Here is a 15745-nt window from a genome sequence, read left to right on the forward strand (position 1 = left end):
ATATATTATAGAAAACTTATTATAAATACTGACTTTGAATCAGATTTAGTTTGAATATATTGATTTAAAAATATTCTTATTAGTTTGACAAAGCATATATCTTATTATAGTTTGTAAATAAAAAAGAAGCAGGTAAAATATTTGATATCTTATACCCTGCTTCTTTTTTATTATTTAACTAAAACGTCAATATTTTCATCTTTTCCATCTATAACTATAGTACATCCATTATACACTTCTCCAGCAATAAGCTTCTTTGCAATTACAGTTTCTAAAGTATTTCCTATATATCTCTTAAGAGGTCTTGCTCCATATACAGGGTCATACCCCTCTCTCACCATAACATCTTTAGCTGAATCTGTAACCTCAATAGTAATATCTTTTTCTTTTAATCTATTTTTTAAGTCTGTCATAAATATATCTATAATTTTCTTGATATTTTCTTGGTCTAGAGGCTTAAACATTATAATATCATCTACTCTATTTAAAAACTCAGGTTTAAATCTGTGTTTCATTTCATTCATTACTAAGTTGTTAGTAGTCTCTGTTATATTTCCTCCTGCTTCTAATAGATAATTGCTGCCTATATTAGAAGTCATTATTATAAGAGTATTTTTGAAGTCTACAGTCTTACCTTTATTATCAGTAAGTCTACCATCATCCAATATCTGTAAGAACATGTTAAACACATCCTCATGTGCTTTTTCTATCTCATCAAATAATATTACAGAATAAGGAGCACGTCTAACTGCTTCTGTAAGTTGCCCACCTTCTTCATATCCTACATATCCTGGAGGAGGTCCAACCAATCTTGATACAGCATGTTTTTCCATGTATTCAGACATGTCAATTCTAATTATATTATCTTCACTATCAAATAAGTTTCTAGCAAGAGTTTTTGCAAGTTCAGTTTTACCAACACCTGTAGGTCCTAAGAAAATAAATGAACCAATTGGTTTTCTTTCATCTTTTAGACCAGCTCTTGCACGTATTACTGCATTTGAAACTGCTGTAACTGCTTCATCTTGTCCTATGACTCTCTTGTGAAGTTCTTCTTCTAGTTTAAGTAATTTTTCTCTTTCACCTTCAACTAGTTTAGTTACTGGTATCCCTGTCCACTTTGATACAATACTAGAGATTTCTTCTTCAGTAACCTCTTCCTTTAAAAGTGAATTTTCAGAACCATCTTTCATACTTTCTTCGTATTTCTTTATCTGTTCTTCCAATTTAGGTATTTCACCATACTTAACCTCTGCTGCTTTATTAAAATCATATTCTCTTTCATATTTTTCAGCTTTGCCTTTAGCCTCATCCAATTGTGCTTTTAAGTTCTTAATATCTAATATTTGACTCTTTTCTTTCTCATATTTAGCAGTCATTTCATCATTTTTAGATTTTAATTCTGCTATTTCTTTTTGAATATCATCTAGTCTTGACTTACTCTTATCATCATTTTCTTTAAGTAATGCTTCTCTTTCAGTTTCTAGCATAAACAACTTTCTTCTAACAACATCTAATTCAGTTGGTAATGAATCTATTTCACTACGAATCATAGCTCCTGCTTCATCAATTAAGTCAATTGCTTTATCTGGTAAAAATCTGTCTTGTATATATCTATGAGAAAGTTTTGCTGCTGCTACAATAGCATTATCATGTATTCTTACTCCATGGTGTATTTCAAATCTTTCTTTCAAACCTCTAAGTATAGATATTGTGTCTTCAACTGTAGGTTCTTCTGCAATTACAGGCTGAAAACGTCTTTCAAGTGCCTTATCTTTTTCTATATATTTTCTATATTCATCAAAAGTAGTTGCACCAATACAATTTAACTCACCTCTTGCAAGCATAGGCTTAATAAGATTACCTGCATCCATTGAACCTTCTGTTTTACCAGCTCCAACTATAGTATGAATCTCATCTATAAATAATATAATCTTTCCATCAGAACTTTGAACTTCTTTTAAAACTGCCTTTAATCTTTCTTCAAATTCGCCTCTATATTTTGCACCAGCAATTAAAGCCCCCATGTCAAGCGAGAATACAATTTTGTCTTTTAATCCTTCTGGCACATCTCCTCTTACGATTCTTTCTGCTAGCCCTTCAACAATTGCAGTTTTACCTACACCTGGCTCACCAATTAACACAGGATTATTTTTAGTTCTTCTTGATAAAATTCTTATAATTCTTCTTATTTCTTCGTCTCTTCCAATTACAGGGTCTAATTTATTTTTCTTAGCTAAGTCTACTAAATTTGTTCCATATCTAGCAAGTGCATCGTATGTCCCTTCTGGGTCTTGTGTTTCGACTCTTTGGCTCCCTCTAACTTGTGATAAAACATTTAAAAAATCATTTTTATTTATATTATACTGTTTTAATATTTTACCAACAACTGATTTTGATTCTGTTTCCATCATTGCAAGCATGACATGCTCTACACTTATATATGAATCTTTAAATTCTTTAGAAATACTCTCTGCCTTTATTAGTACTTCATTTATTTTTCTAGTGGCTGATACTCCTTGTGAGTCAGCGCCTTCTCCATATACTTTTGGAAGCTTATCCAGTTCAAAGTTTACAGTATTTCTCAAAGAATCAATTGATATATTCATTTTTTCGATTATATTTGGTATTAATCCATCTTCTTGATTAATAAGTGCTGAAAAAAGATGAATTACATCTACTTGTTGGTTATGATTTTTTACTGCTTCATTATAAGCCTCATTTAAACTTTTTTGAACTCTTAAAGTCATTTTTTCTACGTCCATATAAATCCCTCCATTTTAATATTATATCCAAATAAATTAAATTCTCTCATTTATGATTATTGATTTCCTAAGCTCCAAAAGACTATCGAGTAGATTCTCATTTTTTTGTATGTCAAAACTTAATGTTAGATTGAAAGTTTCATCTGAATTAAAAAAATCAAATACTTCTTTTGATTTTGCTCTTAAGTATAAATCTTCATCTATAAGTCTTTTTTCACCAATTAATAAATATTGACATTTATCTATAAAACTCTTTCTAAAATCAATAGTATATAGATTTTCTAAAATATTATATTGATAAATAGCAATATTGTTAAACACTTTTAATATGTTTGAATTTACAAAATTGTAAATTTGATTATCGTTATACAGTGATATTTGTTCATATATATACTCCCTAAATAAAGGATGAATGTTTTGTTTAAGTTTTAAAGTGACTTCGGCTGGTATTTCAAAATAAAGCTTCCAGTACCTAGAATTATTTTTTTCTAATATAAAAGCTACTCTATTTAAACTAGCACGACTAATCTCTTTTAGTGTGCAATCAAAATTGTAGTGTCTTAAACTAGTTTTTTCATTCTCAAATACATAATCAAACCACTGTAGAACATTTCTATCAAGTTTTAAACTCATATAAAAACCTTCTTCCTTATTTACTAACCTTATCAGGTCTTTTTATCTGATTATATTCTGCTAATAAACTTTCTTTATCAGCTCTACTACCTTTATAAGCTATATGCGGATTTATCATATACTCACCATTTTTCACTCTCTGTAAAAAATCCATTTTTTTCAGCTCTGTAAACAATGAAGATAAAGAAGTTTTTGGATATTCAAGTTCACAAGATAATTCATGTAGTGTTTTTCTAATCTTATTATTTTTATCCATAGAGTTTATTAATCTTAATGGAATTAAATCTCTTTTAGTATACATTCCCTCTACTACTTTAATATAATTCTTAAAGCAAATATTCATATATTTACTTTTATTCATAACTAAATCTTTACTCTCTGTATATTCCTGATTTAGGTCTTTTTTTAATGTCTTATCTAAATTAAATATCTCTTATCACTCTCCTTACCTCTAATTGATAATATAAATATATTACAAAAAAATATGTATGTCAAAAGCGAAAATGCAAAAAGTTTATCTATTAAGTAAACTTTTGTTTATCTATAAGCTAAACTTTACTATTTTTTTAAGTTAGTATTTCCAATTTATTGGTAAGATTTTTTAATAATATTTATAAATTTTTTTAAAAAAATTTTAATATATTTGAAAAACTAGTCTCTTATAAACTCCTTTTATCAAACACATAATATTTAGAATTACTTTTTTTCTAAAAACAGTTGACATATTATATATATATTTATATAATGTGTATATACTATATATACAATTTAAGGAGGTGTCTTGTTGAATATAGTTATTAGTAATTCAAGTGGAAAGCCAATATATGAACAAATTACTACACAAATTAAAAGTATGATTATAAGTGGAGAATTGCCAGAAGGCTCAGCTCTTCCAAGTATGAGACTATTGGCAAAGGAACTTAGAATAAGCGTAATTACTACAAAACGAGCATATAGTGATTTAGAACGTGACGGATTTATTGAGACAGTTACTGGTAAAGGTAGCTTTGTATCTAGTAAAAACATGGATTTTGTGAAAGAAGAGCAATTTCGTTTAATTGAAGAGTACCTACAAAAAGCAGTTGATACAGCTAAAAGTAGTGGTATTACATATGACGAGTTAAAAGATATTTTACTTTTATTATATAAGGGAGAATGATAATTATGGATGCAATAACTATAAAAAACTTAAATAAAACTTATAAAGATTTTAGTCTACAAAATGTATCTTTTTCAGTACCAAAAGGAAGCATAATGGGATTTGTAGGTGAAAATGGTGCAGGAAAAACGACTACATTAAAAGCAATTTTAAATTTAATTTCTTATGATAGTGGAAATATAGAAATATTTGGTCTTGATAACAAAAAAAATGAAAAAGAAATTAAAGAACAAATTGGTGTAGTATTTGAGGGAAGTAATTTTCATGAAAATTTAAATCTAGATAATGTATCAAAAATTATGAGTAAAATCTATAAAAATTGGAATCATGCACTATTCAAAGACTATTTAAAAAAGTTGAGAGTTCCAGAGAATAAACTAATTAAGGAATTTTCAAAGGGTAATAAAATGAAACTTAGTATCGCTGTAGCTTTATCACATAATCCAAAATTATTAATACTGGATGAAGCAACTAGTTCACTTGACCCTATTGTTCGTGAAGAAATACTGGATATATTTTTAGATTTTATACAAGATGAAGAACACTCTATTATTTTATCTTCACATATTACAAGTGACTTAGATAAAATAGCAGACTATATTACATTTATACATAAAGGTAATATAGTCTTTAGTGAAAACAAGGATGAATTAATTAATAATATGGGAATTTTAAAATGTAAACCTAGTGATTTTGATAATATTTCAAAAGAAGATTATTCATATTATCGTAAAAGCCAATTTGGATATGAAGTACTTCTTAATGATAAATATAGATTTATAGCAAAACATCCAAACTTTGTAGTCGATAATACGTCTATAGAAGAAATTATGTTATTTTATGTGAGAGGTGATAAATAATGAAAGGTCTAATTTTAAAAGATTTAATTAATTTAAAAGGTAATATAAAATTTCTACTTTTATTTGTAATTATGTTTGGGCTTATATCTTCTTTTGGAGGTGGAGATGCTAATAACCTTGTAGGTATTATTGTAGTCCTATGTACAACAATGATTGTTTCAACATTCTCATATGATGACCTGAATAAATGGGATAGTTATGTACTTACAATGCCGATTAAACGTAATGATATTGTACTAAGTAAATATCTGACTATGTTAATATTTAGCTTTATAGGTGTATTGGTTTCACTTATACTTAGTATCATTATTGGTTATTTTAAACATAATTTTATATTAGGTGAAACTCTACTTATTAATGCATTAGTCTTATCTATTTCAATATGTTTTGGTAGTCTTATCTTACCACTTGTTTACAAATTTGGTACAGAAAGAGCTCGTGTATTAATGATTTTATGTTTTTTAGTTCCAACATTACTTTTATTAGTTTCTAAAAATATTTTAGAAAGTATTAGTTCACCTCTTTCACTAGAAATTATGCTTAATACACTATTATATTCTATTCCATTTATTGCTATATTGCTATTTGTGATTTCATATTTTATATCATCAAAAATTTATAGCAAAAAAGAAATATAAGATATTTTATGTGAGTTTTTATTAAAACTGTTTAAGTAAGATTTTATTAAAAATACTATCAATTTTGTTTTGATAGTATTTTATTTTTACATTTTATATCTACTAGGTATTTTATTTTAAATATTTATCTTTAATAATACTTTACTCTTTTATCAGTATGTTCTTGCAACATGATTTTCATATAAATTTAATTATTAATTACATTCTTGAATCTAAAAACAAGACTATGTTTAAAAATAATTCTTATACACAGTAAATTAAATTATTTTAATACTTAATATCCAAAATTACTAAATTTATTAGTCATTATTAATAGAATTAAAGCTCTATTTTTTTTTAAAAAATTTTAATCTTTACAATATAAAGTTAAACATAAATTTTCTTAATTTGACATCAGCATAAATGACTATTAGAATAATATTAAACTAGAGTATTTCAATTGATATCGATAAAAAATGAAAATAGATAAAAGATTGTATAAGGAGACAATTCAAGCATGAAATTAGAAATTACAGAAAAAGTAGAAAAGCAAGATGAAGATGTTATTTTTCAAGGATTATTAAAATATAACCTTGCTAATCTTGAGGATAAAAATCCAGTAGATTTAGGAATATATACTCGAGATAAAACAGGTCAGATTCTTGCAGGATTAATAGGTGTTACTCATGGTAATTGGCTTTCTATAAAATACTTATAGGTTAGTGAAAAGCTTAGATATAAAGGTATTGGAAGTCAACTTTTACATACTACTGAAAAAATTGCTAAAGAACGAGGTTGTAAATATGCTTTTTTAGATACATTCAGTTTTCAAGCTCCTAAATTTTATGAGAAGTTTGGATACAATAAAGTATTTGCACTCGAAAATTATCCCTTGACTGGAAAGAGATATTTCTTTACAAAAGTACTATAATCAGGAAAATTTCATTTAGTGTTTTTCATTTAAAGCTTATACCCTTTTTATTTATATTTTTATGTCATTGTTAACATTGAAAAATATGATTTCATTGTACATATAAAACTATTTGAAAATTCATAAATTATAGTATAAAAGCTAATATTATCTAAAATAAAAAAACACATATTTAGGAGGTACACATGCTAGGTCAAAAATGTATGAATTATCTGCAAACATTAGGAAAAATAAGTTCAACAACAAATGGTCTTACAAGACTCATATTAACTGATGAACATAAAAAATCTATTGATTTAATAAGTTCATGGATGAAAGATTTGAATCTTGATATTGAAATTGATGATATTGGAAATGTTATAGGTACATATAAATCTAATACTCCAAATGCCCCTACATTAGTAGTTGCATCTCATCAAGATAGTGTAAAATGTGGAGGTATATTTGATGGTATGCTAGGAATAATAGTTCCTCTAGTTGGACTTGAAGAGTCAAAAAATAATAATAAGTCTTATCCTTTCAACATTAAGCTAGTTGCCTTCGCTGAAGAGGAAGGAACTAGATTTGAAACATCTTTAATGGGAAGTAAAGTTTTTGCTGGTACTTTTAAAGAGGAGCTTCTTAAATCTGTTGATGAAAACGGAATTACACTTGAAGAAGCTGTAACAAAGTTTGGATTTAATACTAAAAACTTGATAAATTTACATCCTAGAAAAGATATAGATGCATATTTAGAATTTCATATCGAGCAAGGGCCTGTCTTAGAAAATAAATCTCTTCCCGCTGGAATTGTATCAAGTATTACAGGATTTAAAAGTTTTAAGATAACAGTAAATGGTAAATCTGGTCATGCTGGTACACTACCAATGGATATGAGATTTGATGCTGGATGTTGTGCCTGTGAATGTGTATTAGCCATTGAAAATATAGCTAAAATGACTACTAATTTAGTTGCTACTGTTGGAAAGATGAATTTCTATCCATCTTCATCAAATGTAGTACCTGAAAGAGTGGAATTTACTCTCGACGTACGTTCTTGTTCTCAAGAAGTTCTTGATAGCTCAGTAGAAAAGATATTCAACGAAATATCTCATATATGTGAGAATAGAAAACTTAATTATGAAAGCGAACTTTCTTTTGAAAATGTTCCTGTACCATGTTCCAATAAAATAACTAAAACTATAGAAAAAAGTTTTATAGATTTAAATCTTAATCCTTTTTATATTTACAGTGGAGCTGGTCATGATGCTCAAGAAATGGACAATATAACTGACATTGGAATGGTGTTTATAAGATGTGCTGGAGGTATAAGTCATAATCCTGATGAAAGTGTTTCTGTAGATGACTTAGATACTGCTATAAAAATATTTCTAAAAATATTAGATAATCTCGATTTAAAATAATTTTATATCAAAAATATACAAGTAAAAACATATTATCACTACTAACCTTATACTATATAATTGTATAATATTATCTATTATAAAAACAGACTTTTATACTCTTATAGAATAAGTTTTGATATTTTATACCTAATATAAAAATATATATTTAAGGAGATAATTTTTATGAATGAAAAATTAATTGGAATTTTAGCTGGAATGGGTCCAAGGTCAACTGCTCCCTTTATGGATTTAGTTATTGATGAATGTCAATCTCAGTATGGTGCAAAATATGATGATGAGTTCCCAAAGATGATGATATATTCATTACCTACTCCATTTTATATTGACCGTCCAATAAATCACGAACTTATGAAAAAAACTATTATTGATGGGTTACAAAAACTTGAATCAATTGGAGTAAGTTTTATTGCTATGCCATGTAATTCAGCACATATATACTTTAAAGAATTAAAAAAATCAATTAATATACCTTTGTTAAATATTGTAGAAGAAACAGTTAAGAAACTTCCTATTATCCCACAAAAAGTAACTCTTTTTTCAACTAATTCAACATTTGAATCTAAAATTTATCAAGATGGCATACTACATAATGGACATGAGTTTATATTTAAAGATGAGTGGCAGACAAAATTAAATACTCTTATTCAAAGTATAAAAACAGATAAAGGAAATCCATATAATATTGATATTTGGAATGAACTTATTGAAGATGTGAAAAAAGAATCTATTGAAAATGTAATAATTGCTTGTACTGACTTAAATGTAGTTTTTGAAAAATCCCATTCTTCAATTAATATTATTGATTCATCAAAATGTTTAGCTGAAGCAGCTATCAACAAATATCTAAAGCTAGCTAAATAAATTTTTAGATACTATATTTTATAAAATATACGTGTGTTTGTTTAGTTTAAAAAATATGAACTTATAGTTTTATATTATAGTTCCTTGATGATATAAAATTTGACCATGTATTATAGTATTTTAATAGAAAAGGATACCAATACTGGTATCCTTTTTAAATATTTTTATATCTATTAAACTTAAGTTTATACTACTGAATAGTACCCATAGAATTAGATAAATCTTGTCCTGCTGTAACAAGATTAGATAATAATACATCAGCTACTGCATCATTAACTGAACTTATTATCCATTTATTATCTTTTTTAGAACATTCAAGCTCTACAGTTTTTGTTACATAAGTCTCTTTAACACTTTTTTGTTTTTCTTTCATAATTGATACTAACATTTCAGTTGTTTTCTCATCAGTTAAGTCTTGCCCTGAAAAACTCATACCAAGCATCTTTGTAAATGCTTCAGCTACTATCTCTTTAAGTAATGGTGTTGAATCTACAAATTTACACTCTACTTTTACTGTTGCCTTATTATCTTTAATCTCACTATCTTTTATTGTATATGTGATTTTAGATGCATTCTGTTTTAGATAATCTAAAACATACTGTGCATTTGGGTCTTTTGTGTCTAGTTCTTTTAATATATCTTTATATTTCTCGTCATTATTTTCCATTACCTTATTCATGCCTTCAAAGTCAAACTTCTTTGCACTGTTGAAAAAACTATCAACTGTATCTTCTGGTTTTGCACTTGAACATGCTGTTAAAGATATTGCCAATAAAAAAGTTGTTAAAACTAATATGATTTTTTTCATATCTCAAATCCTCCCTCTTAATTTGTTGATACATAAGTTATTTTAACATATAATAAGAGTTTTTGAATAATATATTTAGAATATTTTATGCATTTTTCTTAAATCAAGAGCTAGAATAAAAAATATCTATACTAAACTGTTGTTCATATCTACATCAGTCATAGTAGAAACCATAACTGCTTTTATAGTATGCATTCTATTTTCGGCTTCTTCAAATACCTTTGAATATTTTGAATTAAATACCTCATCTGTAACCTCTAGCTCTGATAATCCAAACTTTTCATAAATTTCTTGAGCAACTTTAGTTTCTAAGTCATGGAATGCTGGAAGGCAGTGTAAAAATATAACATTTTCATTTTCTGTTTTCTTTATCATCTCCATATTTACTTGATAACTCTTAAGTTGATTTATTCTTGTTTCATATTGTTCTTCTTCTCCCATAGAAACCCATACATCTGTATATATAACATCTGCACCTTTTACATCATCAATATTTTCTGTCAATATTATATCTCCCTTAGATTTCTTAGCTATTTCCTTCATATCTTTAACTAATTCTTCATCTGGCCAAAGTTCTTTAGGTGCAAGTGCTACAAAATGAATTCCCATTTTAGCACACCCTATCATTAATGAGTTCCCCATATTATTTCTAGCATCACCAACGTACACAAATTTAACTTTATTCAAATCCTTATCTACATTTTCAATCACTGTCAAAAAGTCTGCAAGTATCTGTGTTGGATGATATTCATCTGTAAGTCCATTCCAAACAGGTACACCAGAATATTTTGCTAAGCTTTCAACTGTTTTCTGTTTAAATCCTCTAAATTCTATTCCATCATAAAATCTTCCTAAGACTTTTGCTGTATCAGATACAGACTCTTTTTTTCCCATATGACAATCATTAGGACCTAGATAAGTTACATGTGCTCCTTCATCATGAGCAGCTACTTCAAATGAACATCTAGTTCTTGTTGATGTTTTCTCAAACAATAAAGCTATATTTTTTCCTTGTAATAAATCTCCTTTTATGCCAACCTTTTTCTTAGTTTTTAAATAACTAGATAAAGTTAATAAATATCTAATCTCCTCTTTTGTAAAATCCTTTAATGTTAAAAAACTCTTTCCCTTTAAACTTATATTATTCATATTAATTCTCCCCTTTTTGTAAACTTTTTAAAGTTAATTAAATTTGCGAGTTATTTATTTTATATATCTTAATTACTTATTTTAATTATTTATTTTTGAATATTTAGTTAATTTCTAGTAGTATATCTTTTAAAATTTTAAGAGCCTCATTTATTTCTTTGTAACTAATTGTTAATGGTGGCAAAAATCTTAATACATTTTTACCAGCAGTCAAAATAAGCAATCCTTTTTTTCTAGCTTTCTCTTCTATGATATTAGATTCAACACTAGTTTCAATTCCTATCATCAAACCAAGACCTTTTGTGTTTAGTACAATCTTGCTATTAAAATCCTCAATAGATTTTCTTATGTAGTCCCCTTTTTCTGTTACCTCTTTATAAAAACCTTCTTTAGATATCTCATCTAATACAACTGAAGCCGCTACCATAGCTAATAAATTGCCTCCAAATGTTGTACCTTGGTCCCCTTTTCCTAGTACTTTTGAAAGTTTTCCATTTACTATTACTCCACCTATTGGTATTCCTGCTCCCAGCCCTTTCGCTACTGTAACTATGTCTGGTTTTACATCAAAGTATTCATATCCAAAAAACTTACCAGTTCTTGCTATACCACATTGAACTTCATCAAAAATCAATACTATGTCTTTTTCTCTGCATATTTTTACTAGTTCCAAAACATAGTCTTTTTCAAGCACATTAACTCCACCTTCACCTTGAATTGCTTCTAGAATTATTGCACAAACACTTGAATCTATGTTATTTTTTAAGTCTTCAATATTATTTCTTTCTATATACTTAAAACCTTTGGGAAGTGGATAAAAATACTTATGATATTTATCCATACCAGTTGCCATCAAAGACATCATTGTTCTACCATGAAAAGAGTCTTTCAAACTTATAATGGTTCCTCTACCTTCACCATACTTATCACTACTATACTTTCTGGCTATTTTAAATGCTGTTTCATTTGCTTCTGTTCCAGAATTACAAAAATATACTTTATCCATTCCACTTGCATTAATTATTTTCTCTCCAGCATATAATACTGGTTCATTAAAATATAAATTTGAAGTATGAAGTAGCTTATCTACTTGCTCCTTTAGAGCATTTTTTAGACTATTATTGCTATATCCAAGAGAAGATACTCCGTATCCACTTGTAAAATCTATATACTTATTACCATCAGTATCAAAAAAACAACTTCCTTTACCATAATCTATAACAAAATTAGGTTGACTATATGTATCTATAAAATATTCATTCCATTTTGAAATTGTATTGTTGCTATTCATTCTTATCATCCCTTCTTAAATTTATAATTTTCTTATATATTACTTTCATTTTTATTCATTTTCTTTTCTTATTAATGTTCCTATACCACTATCAGTAAATAATTCTGTTATTATAGAATGAGGAACTCTTCCGTCCAAAATATGTACTCTATTTACTCCATTATTTAAAGCATCTACACAGCTATGTATTTTAGGTATCATACCTCCAGTAATTATCCCTTCTCCAAATAATTTGTCTACATCCTCTAGTATAACTTCTGTTATTAATGATTTTTCTTCATCTGGCTGTCTTAATAGACCAGGTACATCTGTAAGGAGTATCAATTTATCTGCATTTAACTCCTTAGCTATTGCAGAAGCTGCTGTATCCCCATTTATATTATAAGTTTCTCCATCTTCTCCAACTCCTATAGTAGCAATTACTGAAATATAACCTGACTTTAAACAAGATTCTATAAGTTCCACATTTACTTTTTTGATTTCACCTACGAATCCAAGTTCATAGTTTTTATATGGGTCACATAAAAGCATATTATTGTCTATTCCACAAAGTCCCACTGCCTTTCCACCTTTTGTATGTATTTTATTAACCAAATCTTTATTCACTTTACCAGCAAGTACCATTTTTACAACTTCCATAGTCTCTTCATCTGTATATCTAAGCCCATTTACAAACTTACTTTCTATATCTACTTTTGCTAACATTTTATTAATTTCGGCCCCTCCACCATGTACTAAAACTATATTGATTCCAACATAACTCATTAGTACAAGGTCTTCCATAACAGATTCTTTTAAACCATCTTTTTTCATTGCACTTCCACCATACTTAACTACAATAGTCTTACCTTGATGTTTTTCTATATATGGTAAAGCTTCTATAAGTGTATTTGCTTTTTCTATATTAATCATTAAAATATTTCCTCCTAATTTCTATAACTTCCATTTATTCTTACATAATCGTAGCTTAAATCACATCCCCATGCATTTCCTCGAGCATTTCCCATATTTAAATTTACTAAGATGCTTATCTCATCATCTTCAAGAATTTTTTTTGCTTTTTCTTCATTAAAATCTAGCCCATTGCCATTTTTGCATACTTCAATATACCCCTTCATACTCTCAAAAATAATATCCACTTTTTCCATGTCTATTTCTTCACCTGCATATCCTAAAGCACATAATATTCTTCCCCAGTTTGCATCAGCTCCAAACACAGCTGTTTTTACTAGTGAAGAAGATATAACTGTTTTTGCTAATTTTACTGCATGTTCTTCACTTAATGCTCCATTTATATAACATTCAATTAGTTTTGTACATCCTTCTCCATCTTTAGCAACGAGTTTAGCAAGTTCTATACAAACATATGTAAGTGCACTTAAGAATACTTGATAATGTTCATCCTTTTTGCTCATCTTCTCATTTTTTGCTTTTCCATTTGCTAGAATCATTACCATATCATTAGTACTTGTGTCTCCATCTACACTAACTCTATTGAAGCTCTTATCAACAGCTATCTTTAAGGCTTCTTTTAATAAAGCTCCATCAATATTTGCATCAGTAGTTATGAATCCTAAAGTTGTAGCCATATTAGGATGTATCATACCTGAGCCTTTTGCCATTCCTCCAATAGTTATTTTTTTATCTCCATACATTATTGCTACTGCTATTTCTTTTTTTATAATGTCAGTCGTCATAATAGCTTCTCTTGCTCCTATATGACCTTGTTTACTTAGATTATTTACTAATTCATCCATATTTTCTTCTATCAAATCTATGTTTAATGGTTTTCCTATAACACCTGTAGATGCAACTAAAACATCATTTTCCTTAATATTTAATTTTTCACTAGTGAATTTAGCCATTTTATGAGCATTTATAAGTCCTTCTTTACCATTAAAGGTATTAGCATTGGCACTATTGACTATGATAGCTTGTGCTTTTCCATTTTTAATGTGTTCCTGTGTCACATAAACAGGGTTTCCTTTTACTTTATTCTGAGTAACTACTGCCGCTGCATCACATAAAACATCTGAATAAACCAAGGCTAAATCTCTTTTTTCTTTATTTTTTCTCAAGCCACAGTGAATTCCTGAAGCAAAAAATCCTTCTGAAACTGTAACTCCACCCTTTATAATCTCCATCTTTATCCTCCTATTTGTATGAGTTTAGTATTTTTTCATTCCTAAAATGATGGTGCTATATTTTTTAAACCTGTAGTTTCGTCAATACCAAACATTATATTCATGTTTTGTATAGCTTGTCCTGCTGCTCCTTTAATCATGTTGTCTATGGCTGAGCAAATTATCAATGTATCTCCATTTTCATGCAATGATATTGCACATTTATTTGATAACTTAACATTCTTTAGAGAAACTACTTTGCCTAATGGAAGAACTTCTATAAATTCTTTATATTCATAATAATCAGTTAATTTCTTGTGTATCTGATTTATAGAAATATTATCTTCTCTTACGCAATATATAGTTGATAGTATTCCTCTATTTACTGGAATTAAATTTGGTGTAAAAACTACATTTACTTTTTCTTTATATGCTTCACTTAAGTTTTGTTCTATTTCTGGAGTATGTCTATGTTTACCTATTTTATATGCAGTTATATTTTCATTAACTTCAGTAAAGTGACTACTAATTGATAATTCTCTACCAGCCCCTGTTAGACCTGATTTAGAGTCGATTATTATATTATTACATTTTATTAACTTAGAACTTAATAATGGCATCAGTGGTAAAGAAATACTAGTAGGATAACATCCCGGATTTGCAATTATATTAGCATCTTTTATATCATCTTTATATATTTCACTTAATCCATAGACAGCTTTTTTATGTAAAGTTTTATCTATAAAAGATACTCCATACCACTCATTATATATTTCTTCATCTTTTATTCTAAAGTCAGCACCTAAATCTATGACTTTCTTTTTAGAGTCAATTGCTTTTATTGCAAATTTTTCACTAACTCCATGTGGAAGAGCAGTAAATACAACATCACACATGTCAATAACTTTTTCATTTTCTATACATATCATGCTATTTTTATAGCCTATACTTGGGTATACCTCAACTATATCTTTCCCTACATACGAATTTGAGCCTATCGCTGTCACTTCGACTTTATCATGATTTATTAATAATCTTAGCAATTCTGCTCCCACATATCCAGTTGCACCAATAATCCCAGCTTTTATTTTACTCATTTTATTCCCTCCATTTTTATATTAAAATAGTATTCGAATCCTATT

15 protein-coding genes and 1 pseudogene are annotated in these 15745 nt (G+C 27.8%); 7 read left to right on the top strand and 9 right to left on the bottom strand.

Translation table 11 applies throughout. The features are described 5' to 3' along the window. Positions 1 to 170: 170 nt before the first annotated feature. From clpB to ACTG48_RS10850, 3 genes are read right to left on the bottom strand one after another with little or no spacing between them, the layout of a single operon-like run. Positions 171 to 2765, bottom strand: a complete 2595-nt coding sequence (gene clpB / locus ACTG48_RS10840) for an ATP-dependent chaperone ClpB (protein WP_479916854.1) — start codon at positions 2763 to 2765, stop codon at positions 171 to 173. A 36-nt stretch (positions 2766 to 2801) separates the two neighbouring features. Continuing rightward, positions 2802 to 3398 (bottom strand): hypothetical protein, encoded by a 597-nt coding sequence (locus tag ACTG48_RS10845; protein ID WP_021384862.1) that lies wholly within the window; start codon positions 3396 to 3398, stop codon positions 2802 to 2804. A gap of 16 nt (positions 3399 to 3414) precedes the next feature. Then, a complete protein-coding gene (locus tag ACTG48_RS10850; RefSeq protein WP_021384882.1) occupies positions 3415 to 3759 on the bottom strand; it encodes a replication/maintenance protein RepL in 345 nt (114 codons plus the stop codon). Between the two features lie 423 nt (positions 3760 to 4182). Between ACTG48_RS10850 and ACTG48_RS10855 the strand changes: the two genes are divergently transcribed. The 7 genes and pseudogenes from ACTG48_RS10855 (at position 4183) to ACTG48_RS10885 (ending at position 9232) form a co-directional block, all read left to right on the top strand. Next, on the top strand, positions 4183 to 4557 hold the full coding sequence (locus ACTG48_RS10855) for a GntR family transcriptional regulator (RefSeq protein WP_021384840.1): 375 nt from the start codon (positions 4183 to 4185) through the stop codon (positions 4555 to 4557). Next, positions 4554 to 5417 (top strand): ABC transporter ATP-binding protein, encoded by an 864-nt coding sequence (locus ACTG48_RS10860; protein ID WP_479916855.1) that lies wholly within the window; start codon positions 4554 to 4556, stop codon positions 5415 to 5417. The genes ACTG48_RS10855 and ACTG48_RS10860 overlap by 4 nt, the downstream gene beginning before the upstream one ends. Then, complete coding sequence (locus ACTG48_RS10865) at positions 5417 to 6055, top strand: ABC-2 transporter permease (RefSeq protein ID WP_021384849.1); 639 nt, start codon at positions 5417 to 5419, stop codon at positions 6053 to 6055. The genes ACTG48_RS10860 and ACTG48_RS10865 overlap by 1 nt, the downstream gene beginning before the upstream one ends. A 496-nt stretch (positions 6056 to 6551) precedes the next feature. After that, a complete protein-coding gene (locus ACTG48_RS10870; protein ID WP_021384870.1) occupies positions 6552 to 6752 on the top strand; it encodes a hypothetical protein in 201 nt (66 codons plus the stop codon). 12 nt (positions 6753 to 6764) lie between these two features. Further along, a pseudogene (locus tag ACTG48_RS10875) lies at positions 6765 to 6965 on the top strand (GNAT family N-acetyltransferase); the annotation flags it as partial. A 185-nt stretch (positions 6966 to 7150) separates the two neighbouring features. Beyond that, on the top strand, positions 7151 to 8368 hold the full coding sequence (locus tag ACTG48_RS10880; RefSeq protein ID WP_021384865.1) for a M20 family metallo-hydrolase: 1218 nt from the start codon (positions 7151 to 7153) through the stop codon (positions 8366 to 8368). 165 nt (positions 8369 to 8533) lie between these two features. Beyond that, the gene (locus ACTG48_RS10885) at positions 8534 to 9232 is read left to right on the top strand and encodes an aspartate/glutamate racemase family protein (protein ID WP_021384841.1); all 699 of its coding nucleotides are present in this window, start codon (positions 8534 to 8536) and stop codon (positions 9230 to 9232) included. Between the two features lie 190 nt (positions 9233 to 9422). On the opposite strand, the gene ACTG48_RS10890 is transcribed toward ACTG48_RS10885, so the two are convergent. The 6 genes from ACTG48_RS10890 to argC all read right to left on the bottom strand — a co-directional run bounded on the left by ACTG48_RS10890 (position 9423) and on the right by argC (position 15700). Continuing rightward, a complete protein-coding gene (locus ACTG48_RS10890; RefSeq protein WP_479916856.1) occupies positions 9423 to 10040 on the bottom strand; it encodes a nuclear transport factor 2 family protein in 618 nt (205 codons plus the stop codon). Between the two features lie 126 nt (positions 10041 to 10166). Continuing rightward, positions 10167 to 11189 (bottom strand): ornithine carbamoyltransferase, encoded by a 1023-nt coding sequence (argF, locus tag ACTG48_RS10895; protein WP_021384857.1) that lies wholly within the window; start codon positions 11187 to 11189, stop codon positions 10167 to 10169. Between the two features lie 103 nt (positions 11190 to 11292). Continuing rightward, on the bottom strand, positions 11293 to 12480 hold the full coding sequence (locus ACTG48_RS10900) for an aspartate aminotransferase family protein (protein WP_479916857.1): 1188 nt from the start codon (positions 12478 to 12480) through the stop codon (positions 11293 to 11295). A gap of 51 nt (positions 12481 to 12531) precedes the next feature. Further along, on the bottom strand, positions 12532 to 13392 hold the full coding sequence (gene argB / locus ACTG48_RS10905) for an acetylglutamate kinase (protein WP_021384875.1): 861 nt from the start codon (positions 13390 to 13392) through the stop codon (positions 12532 to 12534). A gap of 14 nt (positions 13393 to 13406) precedes the next feature. After that, positions 13407 to 14624 (bottom strand): bifunctional glutamate N-acetyltransferase/amino-acid acetyltransferase ArgJ, encoded by a 1218-nt coding sequence (argJ, locus tag ACTG48_RS10910; protein ID WP_479916858.1) that lies wholly within the window; start codon positions 14622 to 14624, stop codon positions 13407 to 13409. A gap of 41 nt (positions 14625 to 14665) precedes the next feature. Further along, on the bottom strand, positions 14666 to 15700 hold the full coding sequence (gene argC, locus ACTG48_RS10915; protein ID WP_479916859.1) for an N-acetyl-gamma-glutamyl-phosphate reductase: 1035 nt from the start codon (positions 15698 to 15700) through the stop codon (positions 14666 to 14668). Between the last annotated feature and the right edge of the window lie 45 nt (positions 15701 to 15745).

The sequence above is a fragment of the Clostridioides sp. LIBA-6822 genome (assembly GCF_056688955.1).